Source organism: Psychrobacter sp. CX14, from assembly GCF_057396205.2.
Genome location: NZ_CM183187.1, coordinates 738,647 through 761,071, shown reverse-complemented (window position 1 = coordinate 761,071; position 22,425 = coordinate 738,647). Strand labels below are relative to the sequence as shown.

The 22,425-nt window shown below is 42.2% G+C and carries 18 protein-coding genes; 7 read left to right on the top strand and 11 right to left on the bottom strand.

Annotation, left to right across the window (positions count from 1 at the left end; all coding sequences use genetic code 11):
* Positions 1-176 precede the first annotated feature (176 nt).
* The gene (locus tag AC2SLO_RS03230; protein WP_486543573.1) at positions 177-1,127 is read left to right on the top strand and encodes a calcium/sodium antiporter; all 951 of its coding nucleotides are present in this window, start codon (positions 177-179) and stop codon (positions 1,125-1,127) included.
* A gap of 88 nt (positions 1,128-1,215) precedes the next feature.
* Here the strand turns inward: AC2SLO_RS03230 and AC2SLO_RS03225 are convergent, their stop codons facing one another.
* Complete coding sequence (locus AC2SLO_RS03225) at positions 1,216-2,499, bottom strand: outer membrane protein transport protein (RefSeq protein ID WP_486543572.1); 1,284 nt, start codon at positions 2,497-2,499, stop codon at positions 1,216-1,218.
* A gap of 214 nt (positions 2,500-2,713) precedes the next feature.
* Positions 2,714-4,894, bottom strand: coding sequence for a 2,4-dienoyl-CoA reductase FMN-binding domain-containing protein (locus AC2SLO_RS03220; protein WP_486543571.1), 2,181 nt, complete (start codon positions 4,892-4,894; stop codon positions 2,714-2,716).
* A gap of 295 nt (positions 4,895-5,189) precedes the next feature.
* Here AC2SLO_RS03220 and AC2SLO_RS03215 point away from each other — a divergent pair, with 295 nt between their 5' ends.
* A complete protein-coding gene (locus tag AC2SLO_RS03215) occupies positions 5,190-6,872 on the top strand; it encodes an AMP-binding protein (RefSeq protein ID WP_486543570.1) in 1,683 nt (560 codons plus the stop codon).
* Positions 6,873-7,000: 128 nt separating this feature from the next.
* Here the strand turns inward: AC2SLO_RS03215 and AC2SLO_RS03210 are convergent, their stop codons facing one another.
* The 5 genes from AC2SLO_RS03210 to AC2SLO_RS03190 form a co-directional block, all read right to left on the bottom strand.
* A complete protein-coding gene (locus tag AC2SLO_RS03210) occupies positions 7,001-8,146 on the bottom strand; it encodes an aminotransferase class V-fold PLP-dependent enzyme (protein WP_486543569.1) in 1,146 nt (381 codons plus the stop codon).
* Positions 8,147-8,337: 191 nt separating this feature from the next.
* Positions 8,338-8,808, bottom strand: coding sequence for a bacterioferritin (gene bfr, locus AC2SLO_RS03205; protein ID WP_486543568.1), 471 nt, complete (start codon positions 8,806-8,808; stop codon positions 8,338-8,340).
* Positions 8,809-8,889: 81 nt separating this feature from the next.
* Positions 8,890-9,372 (bottom strand): bacterioferritin, encoded by a 483-nt coding sequence (bfr, locus tag AC2SLO_RS03200; RefSeq protein WP_486543567.1) that lies wholly within the window; start codon positions 9,370-9,372, stop codon positions 8,890-8,892.
* Positions 9,373-9,929: 557 nt separating this feature from the next.
* On the bottom strand, positions 9,930-10,139 hold the full coding sequence (locus AC2SLO_RS03195) for a (2Fe-2S)-binding protein (protein ID WP_486543566.1): 210 nt from the start codon (positions 10,137-10,139) through the stop codon (positions 9,930-9,932).
* Between the two features lie 299 nt (positions 10,140-10,438).
* A complete protein-coding gene (locus tag AC2SLO_RS03190; protein WP_486543565.1) occupies positions 10,439-11,080 on the bottom strand; it encodes a thiol:disulfide interchange protein DsbA/DsbL in 642 nt (213 codons plus the stop codon).
* A 645-nt stretch (positions 11,081-11,725) separates the two neighbouring features.
* Here AC2SLO_RS03190 and ubiG point away from each other — a divergent pair.
* The 4 genes from ubiG to AC2SLO_RS03170 all read left to right on the top strand — a co-directional run bounded on the left by ubiG (position 11,726) and on the right by AC2SLO_RS03170 (position 14,815).
* A complete protein-coding gene (ubiG, locus tag AC2SLO_RS03185) occupies positions 11,726-12,571 on the top strand; it encodes a bifunctional 2-polyprenyl-6-hydroxyphenol methylase/3-demethylubiquinol 3-O-methyltransferase UbiG (protein ID WP_486543564.1) in 846 nt (281 codons plus the stop codon).
* 229 nt (positions 12,572-12,800) lie between these two features.
* Positions 12,801-13,508, top strand: coding sequence for an HAD family hydrolase (locus AC2SLO_RS03180; RefSeq protein WP_486543563.1), 708 nt, complete (start codon positions 12,801-12,803; stop codon positions 13,506-13,508).
* Between the two features lie 59 nt (positions 13,509-13,567).
* Positions 13,568-14,344: a YciK family oxidoreductase gene (locus AC2SLO_RS03175; RefSeq protein WP_486543562.1), complete on the top strand. Its 777-nt coding sequence runs from the start codon at positions 13,568-13,570 to the stop codon at positions 14,342-14,344.
* A 204-nt stretch (positions 14,345-14,548) separates the two neighbouring features.
* A complete protein-coding gene (locus AC2SLO_RS03170; RefSeq protein ID WP_486543561.1) occupies positions 14,549-14,815 on the top strand; it encodes a DksA/TraR family C4-type zinc finger protein in 267 nt (88 codons plus the stop codon).
* 64 nt (positions 14,816-14,879) lie between these two features.
* Here the strand turns inward: AC2SLO_RS03170 and AC2SLO_RS03165 are convergent, their stop codons facing one another.
* Both AC2SLO_RS03165 and ompR read right to left on the bottom strand, forming a co-directional pair.
* Entirely contained in the window at positions 14,880-15,566 is a 687-nt protein-coding gene (locus tag AC2SLO_RS03165) for an exopolysaccharide biosynthesis protein (protein ID WP_486543560.1), read from the bottom strand.
* 28 nt (positions 15,567-15,594) lie between these two features.
* Positions 15,595-16,344: an osmolarity response regulator transcription factor OmpR gene (gene ompR, locus AC2SLO_RS03160; RefSeq protein WP_486543559.1), complete on the bottom strand. Its 750-nt coding sequence runs from the start codon at positions 16,342-16,344 to the stop codon at positions 15,595-15,597.
* 535 nt (positions 16,345-16,879) lie between these two features.
* Here ompR and AC2SLO_RS03155 point away from each other — a divergent pair.
* Positions 16,880-19,333, top strand: a complete 2,454-nt coding sequence (locus tag AC2SLO_RS03155) for a Tex family protein (RefSeq protein ID WP_486543593.1) — start codon at positions 16,880-16,882, stop codon at positions 19,331-19,333.
* Between the two features lie 127 nt (positions 19,334-19,460).
* Here AC2SLO_RS03155 and AC2SLO_RS03150 read toward each other — a convergent pair whose 3' ends face one another.
* Both AC2SLO_RS03150 and AC2SLO_RS03145 read right to left on the bottom strand, forming a co-directional pair.
* Positions 19,461-20,282: a hypothetical protein gene (locus AC2SLO_RS03150; RefSeq protein ID WP_486543558.1), complete on the bottom strand. Its 822-nt coding sequence runs from the start codon at positions 20,280-20,282 to the stop codon at positions 19,461-19,463.
* A 487-nt stretch (positions 20,283-20,769) separates the two neighbouring features.
* On the bottom strand, positions 20,770-22,023 hold the full coding sequence (locus AC2SLO_RS03145; RefSeq protein ID WP_486543557.1) for a saccharopine dehydrogenase family protein: 1,254 nt from the start codon (positions 22,021-22,023) through the stop codon (positions 20,770-20,772).
* Positions 22,024-22,425: the final 402 nt, after the last annotated feature.

Here is a 22,425-nt window from a genome sequence, read left to right as displayed (position 1 = left end):
TATTGAGAATGCTAATCCGTACCATGGCGTAGCAAAAATAAAGACGCTAAGCGATATTCATTGCTTAGCGTCTTTTTAATGATTGAATCCTCAATACTGATTGAACTTTATACACGTATTTTATAGTCGGATAAATCAAATTCGGCTATGTCGTTTATTTTTATTGGAGAAAAATTATGGGGCTTGCAATTTTTGCTGTCATTATCGGCCTCGCAATCTTAGTCTGGAGTGCGGACACCTTTATTGACGGTGCAACCGACCTTGCTGTTCGATTTAACATGCCCAGCTTCTTAATTGGGGTAGTGATATTAGGTGTGGGTACCTCAGCACCTGAAATGGTAGTTTCGGCACTGTCTGCGCTAGATGGCAGACCAGGTATTGCTTTGGGCAATGCTTATGGCTCAAACATCATTAATATTACCTTAGTGCTCGGTGCAACGGCACTTATTAGTCCCATTTTGATTCGCGGTGATGTGATTTGTCATGATTTAATGTTACTGATGGCTGTGACCGCATTAGCCGCTTGGCAATTAACCGATGGCACGTTGTCATTTTTTGATGGTGTGGTACTCATTGCGGCATTGGTTGTTGTATTAGCCATACAGATATTTTTAGCGTTACGCAATAATACCGACACTGAGCTTAAGCCGGATCATGAGATTAATACCTTAAAAGCGTTTATTACCTTGGCTATTGGCTTGGTGTTATTGATTGCCAGCTCTCGAGCCATTGTTTGGGGTGCGGTTGAATTAGCAACCCTTTGGGGCATGAGTGAGCTGTTAATTGGTCTGACCATTATTGCTATTGGTACCTCGTTGCCAGAGCTAGTAGCCAGTGTCGCTGCAGCACGCCGAGGTGAGCATGATATGGCGCTAGGCAACGTGATTGGCTCTAACCTTTTTAACACCTTAGGTGTGGTCGGTCTGGCCACTGTTATTCAACCATTGACCGTTGAACCTGATATCTTGGTTCGCGATATGCTAATGGTCGGCATCGTAACCGTATTATTGTTTGTACTCTCTTTTGTGGCTTATAAACGCCAAGGAACACTCAAACGCAGCAGTGGTGTGATATTAATCTTAACCTTCGTGGGTTATTCATTCTGGTTGGCTGCCTCAGCTTTGTAAGCCCAGTAAGTAATTTTGACAATAAAAAGCCCTACTGCTTACAAGTAGGGCTGTTTTTATAGCAATCGCGTTTAATGTTTGGGCTTATTTAGAAGTGATAACCGAGCTTAACACCAACCGCATAGCCATCACCATCATTAAACTTGGCCAGAGTTCGCTCTGTTAGGCTGTTCTCAATAGGTAGTTTTGAATAGGCCGTACCGCCCTCAAACCACATATATTGCGCGCCGGCAGAAATATTCAAGTTATCATTCACATCATAGCTACCACCAAGCGCTACCGTTTTAATAGCGTCATATGGGCCCAATAAGCTTAATGGTTCAGACGTTCCTGAATCATAACCCACACGCACCTCACCAGAGAACTTTGGTGTGAACTGCTTACCTAAGGCAAGCTCCACGCTATAGGCATCTTTATCATACTCAGCCAATGGCTCACCCACAAGGCCGGTAATAGAAGATGGGGCAATCTCAAACGCAGTCCATTCAACCCAGCGTGCATTTAGCATACCCAGTAACTGATACTTTTCACTTAAGCCAGTTTGGAAGTCTAAGTTAAATGACTGCGGCGTATTAAAGACTAAGCTGGTATCACCGAAGTTAACATCCGGCAGGCCCAACGCATTTTTAATTGCACTTGGGATGTCATTATAATTTGTTGGACCCGTTGCATTTAACAGGCTGTTATTAACTAGGAGTGTTTCACGGGCATCAAACTTATGCTCACCTTCACCGCGCCATGTGAGAGAGGCACGTAGCATAATCTCCGGAATCTCATAGGCAACACCTAACACTGGCAATAGGGTATTACTTTTACCATCAACATCTAAGTCATAGTAAATTGGATCACCATCGAAGTCCTGTGCTAATTGTACCGAACCCTTAGCTTCCTGATACTCAACACCGCCGTACATCCAGAAGTTTTTATTGACCTTACCACCGCCCAAAAGTGTTAACCCACGTGTATCAACACGGGCTTCTGTAGTACCCATGCTGTTATTGAACTGGTTTCCAGAAGGGTAGATAGTATCGACACCAAACGGCTCATCATAAATGAGTGCCAGTGCCGTATTTTCACTGGGTTCAATTTTGACAGCGGCTCCGAAGATATCGAAGTCATCCATCATATTATCGATTTTATTATTATTGGCTTCAATATGCTGACCATTGGCATCAATCCCACCAGCCACATCTGTTCCATCGATATCGATGTCGACATAGGCGTAACTTAATTCAGCATAGTTGCCTTCTTCAAAGAAAGGTAAAATGGATTGTTTAGTATATTCTAGGCCTGCCGCATTAGCGACAGAGGTGCTTAGTAAACTCAAGACGATTACGGATTTAACCGCATGATTAAGTGCGTTGTTGTACATGACAATTCCTTTTGTCAGTTTAAGGTGACTACTCTTGGTAGTTTAAATTAAATACCTATCTTGCTGCTTTGTCAATACTATGTAAACTTAGTATTCAAGATATTTATAGAATATAACACGCTAACTTTATCTTGAACAAAAAAAAGGAGCCGGGTAGACCGGCTCCTTTTTTATGATTTTAGGATTTAATCATATAAGCATAGCAATAAATAACTTATAGACGCGCTGCAAGCTCAGCGCCATCACGAATTGCACGTTTGGCATCAAGTTCTGCAGCCAGTTTCGCACCACCAATAATATGATACTGAGTTTTGCCTTTTTTGACGCTTGGACGTTTGCTGTCAATTACTGGCATTAACTCGTTGACCGATTCTTGACCGGCGCATACCACAATATTATCCACACGCAGTAACTGACTGTGACCTTGCGGCGTGGTAATCCATAAGCCTTCATTAGTGACCTTGTCATAAGTCACGCCTGGCATTTGCAGCACGCCGTGTGACTTAATGTGTGCACGGTGTACCCAGCCTGTGGTTTTATTCAAGCCTTTACCTAGACGGCTCTTACTACGCTGCATTAAATACACTTGACGGGTTGGGGTAATACCTTCTGGACGCTCAAGACCACCATCTGTCTGATAGTTTGGATCGTCATTAACGCCCCACTCCCGCTTCCAGTCTTCGACCGATTGCGGCTCGGGACGATAGCTTGGGTCTTTTAATGTTTCTGGACCCAGCTCATGTAGTGGCTGACCATGACGTGCGGTTAGATATTCACTTACATCAAACCCAATACCACCTGCACCAATTACTGCCACCACATCACCGACTGCTTTTTCACCAGAGAGCAGCTCTGCGTAGCTAATGACTTTTGGATTATCAGCACCTTCTAGTTTACCTTCTAGACTGCGAGGTACGACGCCTGTTGCAATGATAACGTGATCAAATTTACCTTTATCTAGCATCTCGCTAGTGACCTTGGTGTTCAGATGAATCTTAACCTTTTGGTTGTTAAGCTCGTTTAGATAATAACGGGTAGTCTCAAAGAACTCTTCTTTACCCGGAATCACTTTGGCATAGTTAAACTGACCACCTAAAATATCACGCGCTTCATACAAAGTCACATCATGACCACGTTTTGCAGCGATGGTCGCAGCAGACATACCGGCCACACCGCCGCCAACCACAGCAATCTTTTTAGGCTTTTTGGTCGGTGTGTAATTAAGCTCTGTCTCATAACAGGCACGGGGATTAACCAAACAGGTTGAGCGTTTATTCTCAAAAGTATGATCTAGGCAGGCTTGGTTACAGGCAATACAAGTATTAATCAAATCACTTTGACCATTGCGCGCTTTATTAACCCAGTCAGGATCTGCCAAGAAAGGACGCGCCATTTGTACCAAATCTGCTTGACCTAATGCCAAAATACTTTCAGCAGTCTCTGGCATATTGATGCGGTTTGCCGCCATAACAGGCACATTGACATGCTTTTTAACTTCGGCAGTATAATCAACGAAAGTAGCTCTTGGCACGCTGGTCACAATCGTCGGAACGCGCGCTTCATGCCAGCCAATACCGGTATTAAAGATGCTCACACCGGCCTCTTCTAACGCCTTTGCCACAGTGATGACCTCATCCATGACGTTGCCATCCTTGACCAAATCAATCATAGATAAGCGGAACAAAATCAAGAAGTCCTCGCCGACAGCTTCACGCACAGAGCGTACGATATCTACCGCGAACTTCATACGGCCAGTGATATCGCCGCCATACTCATCGGTGCGCTGATTGACATGACGCGACATAAACTGGTTAATTAAATAACCCTCAGAGCCCATGATTTCCACACCATCATAGCCGGCTTGCTTGGCTAGCGTGGCTGCACGCGCATAATCCTCTACGGTACGTTTGATATTTTTGATGCTCATCTGACGCGGCTTGAACGGTGAAATCGGCGATTTAACTGGACTGGCTGACACCACAAATGGGTGATAGCCATAACGGCCACTGTGCAGAATTTGCATGATGATTTTACTGTCATGACGGTGTACGGCACGGGTTAAGCGTTGATGATTAATCACATCTGCTTTGTTGTTCATGGTACCGCCAACAGGTAATAACCAGCCCTCACGGTTTGGTGAAATACCACCGGTAATCATCATTGCCACGCCGCCTTTGGCACGCTCTGCAAAGTAGGCAGCCAACTTGCCATAGTTATAAAAACGGTCTTCAAGGCCAGTATGCATTGAGCCCATAACCATACGGTTTTTTAGAGTCGTATGACCGACTTTAAGAGGCTCGAAGATATGAGGGTAAGGTACGTTAGCCGCTGGAATAGTTTGATTATTTGTCTTTTGGGCTTGAGTATCGGTACTTTTGGTAGCGTCAGCTGCCATAGAAAATATCCTTATTTAAAGTATATGAGGGTCACGAAAGGGTGTCAGGTCTTATGATGAATAAGCGTAGGCATCTATAAACAAGGCAAATTCATAAACTTATTGGTAATAAATTCAATCGTATAGTTGACCTATTAATTTGAGTTAACATATACTCACTGAGTACATCATTATGCATGTATCCTATCATAAGCTGATTTACATAAGTCATGCAAAGTTATGCAATGACCGTTTGGACACTTAATATTGATTAACCATAAATTATTACTCCCCCATAGATAAAGGACTATCTGGTATGACTGACTACAGCACCGGTCTGGACAAAAACCCTGCCAACCATCAACCGCTAACTCCCATTCAATTAATTGCCCGTACCGCTCAGGTCTATCCCAATAAAACCTCTATCATCTATGATAATTTAAAAAATGCTCCAATTACCTATACCTGGTCACAGACGTATTTACGTTGCTGTCAGCTTGCCAATGCCCTACGCAAGCTAGGTATTGGTAAAGATGACACGGTAGCGATTATGTCACCCAACACCCCTGCCATGGTCGAAGCAGCCTTTGGTGTGCCGATGTCAAAAGGTGTATTGTGCACCCTAAATACACGCCTAGATATCAACGCGCTAACCTTCTGTTTACAGCATTCAGAAGCCAAAGTGCTTATTTTGGACAGTGAGTTTTCCCATCATGCAGAGCTGATTGAAGAAACTTTTCCGCAGTTGACCATCATTCATTCAACCGATGCAGCTCTACCGGATGTCGCGCCTTTTGGTAGCATGAGTTATGAAGCACTGATTCAGTCGGGTGCCTTCGATGATAACGAGCAGCTAGCTGAGATTAAGCGCACCATGTATCCTGCTGATGAATGGGAAGCAATTGCTCTTAACTATACATCAGGCACAACGGGGACACCAAAAGGTGTGGTCTATCACCACCGCGGTGCCACGCTAAATGCTGTATCTAATATTTTGGACTGGGATATGCCAAAGCATGCTACCTATCTTTGGACTCTCCCTTTATTTCACTGTAATGGCTGGAGCTTCCCATGGACGATTGCAGAACGTGCCGGCGTGAACGTTTGCTTACGTCAAATTGATGCCGACTTGATTTTAAAGCTGATTGCCAAATATAAAATCACTCATTACTGTGCGGCACCGGTGGTACATAACATGATTGCAGCTGGTGATGAATCGCTTAAACAAGCCATTGAGCATAGCGTTAAAGGGTTTGTGGCCGGTGCGCCCCCTTCTGAGACCATGCTTGAGAAAATGGAAGCAATGAGATTTAATATCACTCACGTCTACGGCTTAACCGAGGTTTATGGCCCGGTGACATTATGTGCTGAGCAAGAAGATTGGGCACAAATGTCCGTCTCTGAACGTGCCAGCAAAAAATCACGTCAAGGCGTTGCGTCTCATTTAATGACCGGCTTTGAAGTATTTAAACAAGGCACTACCGAGCCTGTCGCAGCAGACGGTAGTGAGATGGGCGAGCTGGCCCTCAAAGGCAATATGGTGATGAAAGGTTATTTAAAGAGTCCAAAAGCGACCGAAGAGGCGTTTATGGGCGGATGGTTCCGTACTGGTGATTTAGGAGTGAAATATCCCGACGGCTACATCAAAATTATGGATCGACTCAAAGACATTATTATCTCAGGCGGCGAGAACATTTCTAGTATCGAGATTGAAAACGTCTTATACCGGATGCCAGAGATTACCAGCTGCGGTGTGGTGGCAGCTTCTAACGAGAAATGGGGCGAGGTTCCGGTTGCCTTTATCGAAATTAGCGACAATGCAACATTGACCCGTGAGCGTGTGATTGAGCATTGCCGTCAGCATTTGGCCGGCTTTAAAGTACCCAAGCATATTATCTTTACTGAAATACCAAAGACCAGTACCGGTAAGGTGCAAAAGTTTGAGCTGCGCCATGCTGCTCAGTCTATGGCACATGAAGAACCAAAAGTTCGCACATAATTTACCCTATAGACAAAGACTCATTCTTATTAAACAAAAAAAAGGAGCGCTACAGTTGTAGCGCTCCTTTTTATCAAGCTCAATTCCAATCTTTGACGCTTAAGAATTTAAGATTTGTTTTACGCCAATTATTTAGGCTGTATTTTATCTAGCGTATCGCTAAAGCGCTGTACCGCACCATCAACATCAATAAGCTTGTCTAGACCAAACAGACCTAGGCGGAATGTTTGAAAATCTTTTGGCTCGTCCACTTGTAGTGGAACACCAGCAGCAATCTGCATACCTTGAGCAGCAAACGCGCGGCCCTTGTGCATCTCTTCATCTTTGGTATAGCAAACCACAACGCCTGGGGCTTGGAAACCCTCAGCAGCCACACTTTGGATACCGCGGTCTTCTAGCAGGTCGCGGATACGATTACCCAGCTCCCACTGTGCATCTCTTAGCTTCTCAAAGCCAATTTCTTTGGCTTCTAACATTACATCGCGGAAGATACGTAAGCCATCGGTTGGCATGGTCGCATGATATGCGTGACCGCCATTTTCAAAGGCACGCATAATGGTTAGCCACTGTTTTAGATCAAGGCTAAAGCTGTCTGACTCAGTCTCTTCAACACGTTTTACTGCATTTTCACTTAGCATAACCAAACCGGCACAAGGCGTACTACTCCAACCTTTTTGCGGAGCAGAGACTAGCACATCAATGCCAAGCTCTTTCATATCAAGCCAGATACAGCCAGATGCGATACAGTCGATAACCAATAGACCGCCAACGCTATGCACCGCCTCGCTCAATGCTTTAATATAGTCATCAGATAAAATCATACCTGACGCTGTCTCAACGTGCGGCGCAAATACTAAGGCAGGCTTTTGCTCTTTAATAGCGGCTACAGCATCTTCGATGGCCACAGGCGCAAATGGTTTTGGTTCGCCTTCTTCGGCTTCACCATCTACTTGTTTTGCTTTAAGCGCTGTCACAGACTTGGCAATTTTGCCTTTTTCTAAAATCTGCGTCCAGCGATAGCTAAACCAGCCATTCCGGATAACTAAGCAGTCTTCATTCGTGGCCAATTGACGTGAAATCGCTTCCATCGCAAAGGTACCAGAACCAGGTACAATCGCCACGCTATCAGCACCATAAACCTGCTTTAGGTTGGCTGATAAATCATTCATTACTTGCTGGAACGCTTTTGACATATGGTTTAACGCACGGTCTGTGTAAACAACGGAATACTCTAACAAACCTTCTGGATCGACATCTGAACGTAATGCTGGCATACCTACTCCTTTATAAATAAAAAACGCTGACAGTCTCATTTGTCATACGCTAATGACTAAGCTTCCTTTTAAGTATATCGTTAACTTCGCTCAGAGTACAATTTACAGCTGTATGATTTTGTTTTAACAAAAAAAGCCAACTTACGCATAAGTTGGCTTTTTATAACACTAGAATGATAAGTATCTAAATATTAGTCATCTATTTTTTCTTGAATATAATTTTCGATACCAATATCACGAATTAAATCTTGTTGTGTATCTAACCAATCAAGATACTCTTCATTGCCATCCTTAAGACCTGTTAAAATCTCACGTGAAACATAATCTCGTTTTTGCTCGCACAAAGTAATTGCATCTTGAATTATCTTAAACTTCTGATCTTCAAGACGCAAATCACACTCAATCATTTCAGCAACATCTTCACCAATAAGCAACTTGCCATAATCTTGTAAGTTTGGCAGTCCCTCTAATAGCAAAATACGCTCAATCAACTGATCTGCCCACTTCATCTCTTTGATAGACTGCTTATAAAAGACTTCATTCAATTCTTGAATATCCCAGTTTTTAGCAATACGTGCATGCAAAAAATACTGGTTAATAGCAACTAATGTCTGCCCTAATACCTTATTTAACGACAGAATAACTTCTTTATCGCCTTGCATAACCTTCTCCTACATTATTATTTTATTTGACGATGTCAATTCACTAGACTCACACTGCACTATTGATAATAGCGCACTGCGTTATTGCCCTGGAATGTCACCAATTTGACTTTGTAGGTAGTTTTGCAGACCGACCATATCTATCAAACGCAACTGTTTTTCTAACCAATGCGCATGATCTTCTTCAGTATCTTTTAACTGTTCGACAAGCATATCACGAGTCACATAGTCGTGCTCTTGTTCACAAAGGGCAATACCATCTTTTAGGTGTCGCTGAACTTTATACTCAAGTTCCAAATCAAGCTGTAGCATTTCAGGAACAGTGCTGCCTACTTTGATAGGATCAACCGTCATATCTGGTTTACCGCCAATCATTAGCAAGCGGCGAATAATAGCCTGCGCATGCAATGTCTCATCTTCCATTTCATGATGAATACGCTCATACAGTTTGCCGTAGTTCCACTCGCCATACATCTCTGAATGAATAAAATATTGGTCACGAGCGCCTAGCTCGCCACCCAATAAAAAATTCAAATAATCGATAACTTTTTGGCTGCCTTGCATAGTCTTCCCCTGATGTTTCATAACACTTTTAATTTATCTCAACACCACAAAATACCTTTAAGTAAATATTTCACACTGCCATTGAGATTGAACCTGTCAAAAGTGACAGAATAAATAATATCTTGTCGTCAACACGCGATAAATAGAAACCAAAAAACACCCAATACTGGCGCATTTTAAAATAACTGCCATTGAGTTAAATTTTTATTTCTCTCTGATTATTCGCTAAATGATTATAAATAATTAGTGCGGCTGACTTTGTTAGCAATATAATAGCAAACTAAGCACACTTAAAAGTATTTATTTAGAACTGGGAATGGAAGGACAATAACGAATAAGAAACACTTACATCTGCAGGGATATAAATAAATATAAGCAATAAATCAGGCGTTAAGTAATGAAAGGAGCAAACGCCAAATTACGTATGGCCAGATTGGCAACAACTGAGCCGTTCATAAAATACATAACATTTATGATAGTAGCAGTGTATAAAGAATGGGTCTTTTTAGGAATCTTTAGGAAACAATCATCTAATAAGTAGAATAAAACACCTACTCTTATACAGCATAAGCCAACTGGCTGACCAGATCACTGCCTACAGCCGTGGCATGATATTCTTCGATATAATCATTAACCATTGGCTCACAGCAACCACAGCAAGTCGCTACATCAAGTGTGTCTTTAAGGGCGTCCATAGTGTCAACTCCTGACGCTAAGGCTGCTTTGATTTGACGGTCTTTCACATTATTACAGATGCAGACTATCATTAGGGTATCCTTATGTTAGAAGTGCATAACTCGCCACTTAATGATTTAAATAAATAACAAGGGTTAAAAGAACTTAATAAACATGATAACGATAACGGTTATTATTTACAATAGGTTTTATTATCTAACTTACAAAATAATAATGTTAGGACACATGAGATACGAATAATGCGCTACAGTCTAAATAATAGGCAAAAAAAGGACCAAGCCATAAGACTCAGTCCTCATCAGTAAAACCACCTAGTCAATCATTCCAATATTAGGACAATTTATTCAACTTGTTTTAACTGATCTTTCTACTATTTACCTGCTTTTAAATCAGCCCGTACTTTCTTCACTAGGTAATCGACCACTTGTGGCACTTTGGCATCTTCACCTTGAACCACATATTTACCATGAACCACAACCGCTGGTACACCCGTCAATTGATAGCGTTTTGCACCTGCTTTAGAGCGTGCAACTTTGGTGCTGACCGCAAATGAATTGTATAGGTTGTTAAACTCTTTTTGATCTAGGCCTTGGCTTGCGTACCATTTAGATAGAGAATTCTGATCAAATAAACGCTTGTTGTCTTTGTGAATCGCATCAAACAGCTTAGTATGCGTCTGATCTTCATAACCCATTAATTGAGCGGCATAGAAACCACGAGCGTTCACTTCCCACATTGGGTTTAGCGCAGCAGGTGATTGTAAGAAAATCACATCGCTTGCTTTGGTTTTTGCCCATTTATGCATGTGTGGATCTAAGTTGTAGCAATGTGGGCAACCATACCAAAAGAATTCACGAACGATAATATTGTCGCCGCTGATTTTTTCAGGATTATCTAATACCTTATAGTCTTTACCAGCAACATAATTCGCTGCTGATGCAGGAAAAGAGGCTAAGCCGATGGCGGCTACTAGTGAGGCTAATGCAAAGCCCCGTTGAGAATTAAACTTCATCGCAATTCCTTAAGAATATTTACAGTATAAGTAGGGTCTTTTTCTGATATTAATCTAGCCAAACCTAAATTAAGCTTAACCAAGCATCCAAGGATGAGGAAAATACAGCTAAGCAGAACCGGTCACAAAATGCGTATACAATAAACACATCAAATGACTTCCTGCTGTGCCTATTTGTTTGCTAGGCGTATAGAGGAAACCACTGGGACTTATTACAGACTACCGTATGATAGCGCATTTTATGCTGTCATGTGAACCGCCAGCCCCTATCAAACCTTAACAAAAGGTTAAATAACGGTTGTAACATTGTCAGTACGTTTAAACAGAGCTTTGGTTGTCATTAGTATTTCGATTTCCATAGGGTTTGCACCGCTTAAGCCTCATATATTTAATATTACCGTGTAAACCGGTCATTCTCAAATACTAAGCGTCTATCTATATTGCAATGACATAACTAATTGACTCATTAAAAAGGTAAAACGTACTAGATTAAAGCGATTTGGAAGATTTTAAGAGCCTTTATGGAGAGTGTCATTGTTGCATAAGTACTAACTATCAAAGATGCCCTATTTTATGAAGCGTGGTAATATAAGGTATCAAACAACACCTCTAATAACGACAATACATTAAGATTTAGGATAACTCATGACTCAGACTACCTCAGAAGTCGATACCACTATATCTGCATCAAATGACACAGCTACTCAAGCCAATACCAATACTTTAAATCAAAACAATGAGTCATCATTTAATAGTGAGGGCGACTTAGGCAATAATGTCGATATGAGTGAAGTAGGTAAGTTCACTCAGCTTGCCAGCCAGTGGTGGGACAAACAAGGTCCTTTTGCGACATTGCATGAGATTAATCCGCTACGCCTAAACTGGATCGAGGAAAACGTTGTTCGCTATACCGGAAGCGGCCTGACGGGCAAAACTGTATTGGATGTCGGATGTGGCGGCGGTATCTTAACTGAATCTATGGCACGCCGCGGCGCAGATGCCACTGGCGTTGACTTAGGTATTGAGAACCTAAAAGCAGCCAGTGTTCATGCCCAGCAAAGCGGCCTAACGGATACTTTAAGATATAAGCACATTGCCATTGAGGCGCTTGCTGCCGAGCAGCCAGAAAGCTTCGATGTCGTGACTTGTATGGAAATGCTAGAGCACGTTCCTGACCCCAGTCAGATTGTTCAAGCCTGTTATGATCTGTTAAAACCAGGCGGCGTTTGCGTACTATCGACTATTAACCGCAACCCGAAGTCTTATTTATTTGCCATTATCGGTGCAGAATACGTATTACGACTGCTAGACCGTGGCACACATGATTACGCTAAATTTATTACCCCAGCAGAACTCGATAAGATGGCCATTAATTCAGGCTTTAACCGCCAAGACTTGATTGGCCTACATTACAACCCAATAACCAAACGTTATTGGTTGGCTCAAAACGTCGATGTGAACTATATGATGGCAGTGGTTAAACCTGCCTAATGCAGCCTTTATTATTATCAGCTGTTATTAAGTTAGCTAATCAAAACACAATTAATCGTCACCTTTATTCAAGCTTATGAAATTCAAGCTTATAAACTAATTTTTGCTCTATAACAAACTCGACTCGATAGCCTGCCTTGTATTTGGCGATAAGCCGAACGCTTATTATCAATACAGTGCCGCTATCGTTATTAACCATTTAAATTAATCATTTATAAAGTATAAAACTATGTCAAAAAATTATGTCAAAGCCGTACTGTTCGATTTGGACGGTACCTTAATCGATACTGCCACAGATTTTATTCGTATTATTCAGCGTATGTCAGAGCAAAATGGTTGGCAAGTACCGCCAAGCGATGCCATTCGTGAACAAGTCTCTGCCGGCGCTGCAGCTATGGTAAAGCTGATGCTGACGTATAACGACCAGCCTATTACTGAAGAGCAGGTTCAGCAGTACCGTCAGCAGTTTTTAGACGAATATGAATCAGATATCTGTGTCGACAGTCGTGTCTTTCCAGAGCTAGATGCGCTGCTTGATTTTTATGATAAAAACGGTACCCCATGGGGCATCGTTACCAACAAGCCACGCTATTTATCGACGAAGCTTTTAGACTGCTTAAATCTGACCGATCGCTGTGCGGTTTTAGTCTGCCCAGATGATGTGTGTAATACAAAGCCAGATCCTGAGCCAATGAATCTTGCTTTAGAGAGATTGGAGCTGCCTCGTGGTGTTGCCAACAGTGTTATCTATATCGGTGATCATATCCGTGATATTCAAGCCGGTAATGCAGCAGGCATGACCACAGTATTGGCAGGTTATGGTTACATTCCACCAGAAGATAAAGACAGCATGAATACTTGGGGCGCAGATTACACTGCTGATACACCCAAAGCTTTGGTTAAATTGATGCGCTCTAAGTCTTTTGACTATTTATAAAAGCCATTTATAACATTTTATCCTAATATCCTATTTAATAACTTAGACATAGTGACCTTATGACTCAAACTCCGTTAACTCATGAACAGATTCGCAGCTTCACCCCCACCCCAAACTGCTTAGAGGGTAAAACTATTTTAGTCACTGGCGCAGGTGCTGGTATCGGCCGTGTTGCTGCCCTGACCTATGCGAAATATGGCGCAACGGTTTTACTATTGGGCAGAACCTTAAGTAAGTTAGAAGCGGTTTATGATGAGATCGAGGCGGCAGGTGGCAAACAGCCTGCCATTATGCCGATGAATCTTGAGACAGCCAGTTACAGCGATATGCAGCAATTTGCCAATTTGATACAAACGGAGATTGGTGAGCTACACGGCGTACTACACAATGCTAGCTTATTAGGCGCGTTAACACCACTTGAGATGTATGACATCGTGACTTTCGAACAAGTCATGCGTGTCAATACTACCGCTACCTTTATGTTGACTCAAGTGCTAATGCCACTGGTGAAAGATGTCGATAATGGCTCTTTTGTGTTCACTAGCAGCACTGTGGGCACCCACCCAAGAGCATTCTGGGGTGCTTATGCATTATCGAAGCAAGCCGTTGAAGGTATGAGCGATATCTTTACTCAAGAGACTCAGAATACAACGACGCTGCGCTTTAACTGTATCAACCCTGGTGCGACTCGTACTAATATGCGCGCCCACGCCTATCCTGGTGAAGATCCCAATACCCTTAAAACACCAGAAGATTTGATGCCTGCTTATGTCTGCTTAATGAGTGATGCCAGTATCGGAGTTCGTGGTCAGGTTATAGCGCTACAGCCAAAGTAATTGCTATGTTCGGATTAGGGCTAAAGGTTAAATTGACTATTTTACATTCTGATACGGCTTGATACCGCGCCCATACAAGACTGCCCCAAGCCACTCCTTGAGCATTAAAGGGCTAAGCCTCATAATTTATTCCTATCAAACGAAATAACTTAGATTAAACACCTTTTATTAAATGAGAGGTTTAATCAACAATAGGAGTAAATTATGGCCGGAGGATGGGCACGAGACGGTGCAGAACATGAACAGATGGATGCCACTGTTAATGATGCGTTAGAGCGAGCAAGACGATCTCTACCAAGTGGCGAGAGTTTAGCGTTTTGTGATGAATGTGGTAATCCAATTCCAGAAGCACGTAGGCAGGCTCTACCTGGTGTACAGCACTGTGTACACTGTCAAGGCGAATTAGAAGCCGAAGCCAAATCGCAAGAATTATTTAACAGACGTGGTAGTAAAGACAGCCAGCTAAGATAGTGGCTATCTTTTTTATGGAATGAATATTTAGAGAGACAAGTTGCAAAGCGGCTTCTAAAAGCTTTTAGCCACCCATTATTTTCGTAATTAGGAAATATAGTGTCGCAAGATTCAATAGTAATGCAGCGACTGTAAAGTAACCGTCTTTAGTAATCAGTCCAATCGCAAACAAGATAATAGAAGTTGCTGGAATCATTACTGCAAATGGAACTGCTTCTAGCGGTATCATCGATAAAGCGGCTAAAATACACACCCCTGCAATGACCTTTTTAGCACCTTCGGACGACAGCTGCTGCAAACGAGGTTTAGAAATCTTATCGATTTTTGTGGTCACCTTACTTGCGATATTAACGCCTTTCTCAAGCTTCTGCTTATCAAAATCAATCTTATTAATCAAGTTGGGTAGCCAAGGTTGGCTTTTACCCATAATCATTTGCACGCTTAATAAAGCAATCACCACTCCGCAAACAGTAGGTACGCCAGGAATGCCGCCAGTTGGCATCACAGCGATTAACGCAGGGCCAAACAGTAAAGGGCCAAAGCCACGAGATTCAAGCGTTTCCATAATATCGCCGATACTGGCTTTACCCGTCTCTTTATCCGGCTCAATCTGTTCTAAGACATCTGTTAAGCTATCGTCAGAGCCACCTTGTTGTGAACCTTGACCACCCGCCTTTACAGACGAGTGGTCATTATGAGTACTACCTTTACTGTTTCCTATATGCCTCTCTCCTTGAGAATCATCTTTCATCGTCCACTCCGTTTCTTATTTTTATTGATTATTTACCGTCTTCTTCATCAGGTACGAATACATAGCCCACACCCCATACGGTCTGGATATAGCGTGCCTGTGATGGGTTATCTTCAATCAAACGGCGTAAACGAGATACTTGAACGTCAATCGAGCGCTCCATGGCACCCCACTCTCGGCCACGTGCTAAGTTCATCAACTTATCACGCGTCAATGGCTCACGTGGATGCTGAACCAAGGCTTTGAGCACTGAAAATTCACCTGTGGTTAAGGTTACTAGGTTGCCATCACGTTTGAGCGTACGGGTCGATAGATCAAGAGTCCAAGGACCGAATTCCACGACTTCTACTTGTTGAGAAGGCGCACCAGGTAACTCGCGGCTATGACGACGCAAGACGGCTTTAATACGAGCAAGCAGCTCTTTTGGGTTAAAAGGTTTTGGCAAATAGTCATCTGCTCCAGCCTCTAGTCCCGCAATTCTATCGCTGTCAGAGCCTTTTGCCGTCAACATGATGATTGGGATATCACTGTTATCTTCTCTTAAGCGCTTACAAATACTGATACCGTCTTCACCAGGCAGCATTAAATCAAGCACCACAAGCGAAAACAGCTCTCGCTGCATCAGCTTATCCATTTGGCTACCATCATGCGCGGTACGCACCACAAAACCATCATCTTCTAAAAAGCGCTGCAATAACGAGCGAAGCCGTGCATCATCATCAACGACCAAAATACGATGAGTTAGGGTGTCAGTATTATTGATTTTATTGTCTAGCATAATATTTTCCTATTGTTCTACATATCTTTATTATTTAATAAATTCAGTTATGATTTAGTGTATAAGATTACAGTTGAAATTACACCCACATTACAGTGTAATGCTGTATGTGTTTGTTAACTTAAGCAGCTCATATGGCACTAACACAGACGCTTGAGCTTACCAAATAGATATTCTTGCAATTTCAGTTATAAAGTCACATAGTTTATAAAGGTTAGCTTACATTAGCCAATTTAGTTTCTCTATCAATCACCAGACTCTTTAATGCGTTTTTTAGTGAATAAGTATTGAGTCTTGATAAGTAATAACGGTAATATTTAAGCGTATCAACGCATTATAGAGACAATATTAGGCCAAAAATCTAACCACACTGTAAAACATATCAACATAAATCGGCAAAAGCGTTTTTATTGGGCTAGCTTTTGCTATAATGCCTGCCACATTTATAAACTTCGATACGGATATGAACCAAACCGATATTAACACTCAAAACACCACTTCCAGCCAAAACACCTCTGTTTTGTCCGCTGATGTCATTGCTAACATTCATAACAAGCTTGCAAAAGAGTTGGGTATTAAGCCTGCGCAGGTCAATGCGTTTGTGAAGCTTTACGACGATGGTGCGACTGTGCCGTTCATCGCCCGCTATCGTAAAGAAAAAACACAAGGCTTGGATGACAGCCAATTACGTGCGCTTGAAAAGGGTCTAAATTACGAACGTGACATGGCCACACGTCGCGCGAAGATTTTAGAGCTGCTGCAAAGCCAAGGGAATCTAACTGAAGCACTGCAAGCGCGTATCGAAAAAGCCACTTCAAAGCTTGAGCTTGAAGACATCTATCTGCCTTATCGCCCTCGCCGCCGTTCACTAGCTGCCAAAGCACGTGCTGCAGGCCTAGACGTTGTTGCTGATAACCTCTTAAACAATGAAGTAACGCCGCTTGATGCATTAAGCAGCTATACCCTGCCAGAAACCATTACTGATGATACGGGTAATGAGATTGATGTTGATTTCTCAGATACTGAGAAGCAATTGGCCGGTGTTGAAGCCATTATCATTGATAACTGGACTCAAGAGCTTGAACTACTTGATAACTTGCGTAGTGGCTTTGTTAAAACTGCAACCATTAACTCAAGCCTTGCCAATGAAGAGAAGCGTGAAGTTGGCGAAAAATTCTCTGATTACTTTGAGCACAGTGAAAGCTTGGCTCGTCTGCCAAATCATCGCCTACTTGCCATGTTACGTGGCCGCCAAGAAAATGTCTTGGTATTAAAAGTAGAGGGTGAAGATGCTCCGTTTATCGAAAAAATCATTAATAAATTTGAGATTGATGCCAAGCAGCCTACAGAACGTCGTGAATTTTTACTAGAAGCAGCCAACAGCTTGTGGAAAGATAAATGGCGCCCTCATATCGAGCACCGTTTATTAACTGAAAAGCGTCTAGCCGCAGAAGCTGATGCGATTGATGTATTTGCCAATAATTTACAACACTTATTGATGGCAGCCCCTGCCGGTCGTAAAGTTATCTTAGGTGTTGATCCAGGCATTCGTCATGGCGTTAAAATGGCCGTTATCGATGCTCAAGGTAATGTGATTCGTGATGACTCAGATAAACCTGCCATAGCTACCGTTTATCCTTTTGCACCAGATAACAAAATGGATGAAGCAAAAGATACTATCTCTGCGTTATTAAAAGCACATAATGTTGAGCTTGTGGCCATAGGCAATGGTACCGCAAGCCGTGAAACTGACGCGATGATTAAAGCGGTTATTGATGCTGATGCTGCTATCAAAGCAACAGCTGTTGTGGTTAATGAATCAGGTGCTTCTGTTTATTCAGCCAGTGAGCTTGCCAGTGATGAGCTTGCTGATTTAGATGTGTCTATTCGCGGTGCCGTCTCTATCGCACGCCGTCTACAAGACCCATTATCTGAGCTTGTGAAAGTTGAGCCTAAAGCCATTGGCGTTGGTCAATATCAGCATGATGTTAACCAAGCCCAGCTATCGGATAGTCTAGATAAAGTTACTCAAGACAGCGTGAATGCGGTTGGTGTTGATGTCAACACAGCAAGTCCTGCTATCCTAGCCCACATTGCGGGCTTAAACCGCAACGTGGCACAGCAAATTGTTAATTACCGCAAAGAGCACGGCGCCTTTACCAATCGTGAACAGCTAAAAGATGTGCCACGTTTGGGCGTTAAAACCTTTGAACAAGCCGCTGGTTTCTTACGTATCCGTGATGGCGAAGAGCCATTAGATGCCACCGGTGTGCATCCAGAGAGCTATGCACTGGTTAAAGAAATACTAGAAAAATCAGGCAAGCAGATTACTGACGTTTTAGGTAACGAGAACGTGATTAATGAGCTTGCTGTGAATGACATAGAAGCGGCAAACGATGACAACATCAGTATCGCTGCTATTAAGCAAGAGCTTGCTAAGCCTGCACATGACCCGCGTCCTGAGTTCAAGACCGCTCAATTTAGAGACGACGTAAATAGTGTGAGCGATTTAGAAGAAGGTATGCAGCTTGAAGGCGTGGTCACTAACGTTACTGGCTTTGGCTGCTTCGTTGATGTCGGTGTTCACCAAGATGGTCTCGTGCATATCTCTGAAATGGCTAATGACTTTGTTGAAGACCCAATAAACTTAGTTAAGCCGGGCGACATCGTTACGGTACGTGTTATCTCTGTTGACGAAAAGCGTGGCCGTATTGGCTTTAGCATGAAATCAGAAGATGCGGCACCTGCCAAACGTCCTGCAGCAGAGAAAGGTAGCGCAGACAGTAAACCTGCCTCAAGCAAGGCTAACAAACCGGCATCGACTCAGCGCCGTAACAGTAGAGCAAAGCCAAGCAGCACTAAGGGCAGTCGTTCTAATGCTGCGGATAAGACCAAGCCAAATAAAGCCAACAAACCAAAAGCGGAAGAAAATAAAATCGGCTCATTGGGTGCGCTGCTTAAAGAAGCCGGCCTTAAAAAGACGCGATAGTCTCGTCTTTTAAACAAGCAACTGGCTTTATAGAGTTAAACATTAGAGTAATAAAAAAGGGGTAACCAATTGGTTGCCCCTTTTTATGCTATTAATTTTTTATACTAACAACTAAGCTCTCTTGTCATTATCGACGTGGTGCAGTAACACGCGGTGTAACGTTACGTGGTGCATCAGCGTCTGGTACAGTATATACCGGTACTTCTTGAGGCTGCTCAACACGATTTAAAATACGTTGGTTGGCTTCTTCGCCAACAACGACAGCATTGTTTCTTCTGTTCTCAATGGCGACTTTAGTACCTGTGTTGGTTTCTATACGTCTTACTTGATCACTTGGCACCATAATTACTTCTTTTACATGATACGTCGTAGGACGGACTGTACGACGTTCAGAGACGGTCACAGCTTCAACGCTACGTTCTTCTGCGATATTAAGCTGTGCTTCTGGCGCTTTCATTTCGCTAACCACAGGTGTTGGGAACTTGCTGCTGAAGTGATTATCACACTGCTGCATGGTAATACGAACAGGATTGCCATTACGGTCACGATAGACGTTCACTGACATATCTGGTGAGATAGGCACATATTTACCTACTAATTCGCCTGATACACCATAACGACCATTTGATTGACCCACACCGCGGTCACAAGCACCAGCACTATATTCTTTGGTTTGAAGTGATGAATTATTGGCAAAGCTATCCGGAATGGTCACTTCTGATAATTTCATTGTTTTAACTGAGACTTCACCTTTTAAACGCTTAGGCTGCTGATAAGTATAAGGCTTATAGAATTTAGCATCGCCTGCTTTTACGGCAGCAACACATTCATCATAGCTGTCATAGCCTACATTACCATGGCTATCTTTGGTTATAGCTGCATTTGCAGAGGTTGCACATAAGGCAACACCTGAAGCAATCATTGTGGCAGTAAGCATATTAAGTTTCATAAAGTATTCTCCAAAATATAGTGATAAAAATAATAAGAGGATAAAATGTATTTATTTTTTATTGTCGCTATTTTTACTTAATTAAAATGAGCGCTGAGCCATACCACTCCTTAATAAAAGCGCATTAGATAAATAAATAATTCGACTTATCTGACTGTAGATTTTTGGTGGTGGCAAAGTCGTCGTACAGCAAATATCAGTTTCTCATTTAAGAATAAACAATTCAGAATATTTAAGACGTTTAAGTACACTAACAAAATGTATCTCTATGTATCCTCGTAACACTATGAAACCTTACTTAAACACTCTTATCTAGTATATTGCTAGTATTCTCTGCTAAATACATAGTTAAATTTATTTAATAGTTTAGGGCTAAGCGCCCTCTGCCTAAATCAGTATCAAAAACAAAAAGCCTCGCTATATTAATAGAGAGGCTTTTGCCTAGTAGGAATAGTAGTGTGTCATTCAATCAAAAAAGAAATAAATCTTAGCGAGCGATTCTGTCAAACTTAATACCAGCATGTTTTTCTAATCGCTCAATCAGCGGCTCACCCATTGCAGAAGCGGCTGTCCAGAATCCACCTTCTACCTCATCTTTACTGATATCTTGCAGCAAGCACAGCGCACTTTGCGATAGCATCTGACAAGTACTATCATAGCCTGGGTCTTTATCGCCAGTGACTTTAGTACGTATCTGATGCGACTTATTGGTATAGCCAAAGAAGCGAATATCAAAATAACCATTGTCACGCTCAGACTTAGAAGGACCCTCACCAGATTTCGGTAGAATACGCTCATTAACCAAATCACGACTTGGCTTGAATATCATGCTGGTAGCAAATCCTGCTAGACCTGCGGTCATCGCATAGCTAAATACGCGACCTTTCATACCTGCCGGCATCCAGATTGCTTCATCATATTTGAATAAGCGGCCATACTCATAATCACGTAACTGGTTGCTGCGGTGCACGATACGAGTATTAATCGAGGCCATGATAAATGGCGCTAGCCAGCGTTCATTCTCTGCGTCCCACTTAGGTGTGTTGACATTTTGCTGACGGATGCTTGGGGCGTCATCATCGTCATTTAAAATATAAGGATTGGCCAACTGCTTACGGCGAGATTTATTTTTACCAACCTCTTCAAAGATTGTCGCCATTGACGCAAAGGTACCGCCAGACAGACCGCCCTTCGCCGCTTTTACGCGCATATTAATAGTATCGCAGTATTCGCCAAATTCTTTTTGAGCACATTTTTGAGTAAATAATACGCCCAAATCAGAAGGGATTGAATCAAAGCCGCAAGAGTTGACGATACGTGCGCCTGACTCTTTGGCTGCCTTCTGGTATTTATCCATCATATCTTTGATAAAGATAACCTCACCGGTTAAGTCCACATAATCGGTGCCATTATCAGTACAAGCCTTAATTAACGGCTCGCCATATTTTAAATAAGGACCAACGGTTGAGATAATAACCTTAGTTTGCGCTGTCATTTTATCTAAGCTGTCTGCATCTTCACTATCAGCGATAATGGTTGGTAGATTTTGATTACCAATATCTTTTTTGACTTGATTGAGCTTCTCCTGATTCCGTCCAGCAATTGCCCAGCTAACGCTCTCTTTGCTGTCATTATCTTCACTGGACAAAAAGCGCTGCAAATAATCGGCGACCAATTGCCCTACAAAGCTGGTTGCCCCATATAACACAATATCAAATTTACGATTGTCAGTATCCATCATTATTAATCCTTTAAATTTTGGTTTTACTTACTGGTTTTATTTATATAATCTAGTGACTTATTATTTTGTTAAATAAAAAATCTGTTTACTGCGATAGAGTCTCTTAATTTCTATCTTGGTTTCTTAGTTAATTAAACCATAGCACTGCCCTACACTAAATTGTATTTTGTAATATAGGACTAAGCGCCTCTGTATCGTGCTTCATTTAAGGCTAATCATTGGCATTATCGCTTAATCTGTTATTAAACAGCAAAACTAAGTATCGCTATGCTACATTTAAACGTAAAATAGCTTGGTGATTGCGTCAGGGTGAATGTGCTACACTAATTGCAATTTTTATGAAGGGAATGGGTCAGAAATCTTTGGTCAAGCAATAAGATGACTCACTTAGCTTTTCATTCG

Bases quoted from the DNA above. Each gene is read 5' to 3' on its own strand.
- AC2SLO_RS03230 (WP_486543573.1), top strand. From the start codon at position 177: ATGGGGCTTGCAATTTTTGCTGTCATTATCGGCCTCGCAATCTTAGTC.
- AC2SLO_RS03225 (WP_486543572.1), bottom strand. From the start codon at position 2,499: ATGTACAACAACGCACTTAATCATGCGGTTAAATCCGTAATCGTCTTG.
- AC2SLO_RS03220 (WP_486543571.1), bottom strand. From the start codon at position 4,894: ATGGCAGCTGACGCTACCAAAAGTACCGATACTCAAGCCCAAAAGACA.
- AC2SLO_RS03215 (WP_486543570.1), top strand. From the start codon at position 5,190: ATGACTGACTACAGCACCGGTCTGGACAAAAACCCTGCCAACCATCAA.
- AC2SLO_RS03210 (WP_486543569.1), bottom strand. From the start codon at position 8,146: ATGCCAGCATTACGTTCAGATGTCGATCCAGAAGGTTTGTTAGAGTAT.
- bfr (WP_486543568.1), bottom strand. From the start codon at position 8,808: ATGCAAGGCGATAAAGAAGTTATTCTGTCGTTAAATAAGGTATTAGGG.
- bfr (WP_486543567.1), bottom strand. From the start codon at position 9,372: ATGCAAGGCAGCCAAAAAGTTATCGATTATTTGAATTTTTTATTGGGT.
- AC2SLO_RS03195 (WP_486543566.1), bottom strand. From the start codon at position 10,139: ATGATAGTCTGCATCTGTAATAATGTGAAAGACCGTCAAATCAAAGCA.
- AC2SLO_RS03190 (WP_486543565.1), bottom strand. From the start codon at position 11,080: ATGAAGTTTAATTCTCAACGGGGCTTTGCATTAGCCTCACTAGTAGCC.
- ubiG (WP_486543564.1), top strand. From the start codon at position 11,726: ATGACTCAGACTACCTCAGAAGTCGATACCACTATATCTGCATCAAAT.
- AC2SLO_RS03180 (WP_486543563.1), top strand. From the start codon at position 12,801: ATGTCAAAAAATTATGTCAAAGCCGTACTGTTCGATTTGGACGGTACC.
- AC2SLO_RS03175 (WP_486543562.1), top strand. From the start codon at position 13,568: ATGACTCAAACTCCGTTAACTCATGAACAGATTCGCAGCTTCACCCCC.
- AC2SLO_RS03170 (WP_486543561.1), top strand. From the start codon at position 14,549: ATGGCCGGAGGATGGGCACGAGACGGTGCAGAACATGAACAGATGGAT.
- AC2SLO_RS03165 (WP_486543560.1), bottom strand. From the start codon at position 15,566: ATGAAAGATGATTCTCAAGGAGAGAGGCATATAGGAAACAGTAAAGGT.
- ompR (WP_486543559.1), bottom strand. From the start codon at position 16,344: ATGCTAGACAATAAAATCAATAATACTGACACCCTAACTCATCGTATT.
- AC2SLO_RS03150 (WP_486543558.1), bottom strand. From the start codon at position 20,282: ATGAAACTTAATATGCTTACTGCCACAATGATTGCTTCAGGTGTTGCC.
- AC2SLO_RS03145 (WP_486543557.1), bottom strand. From the start codon at position 22,023: ATGATGGATACTGACAATCGTAAATTTGATATTGTGTTATATGGGGCA.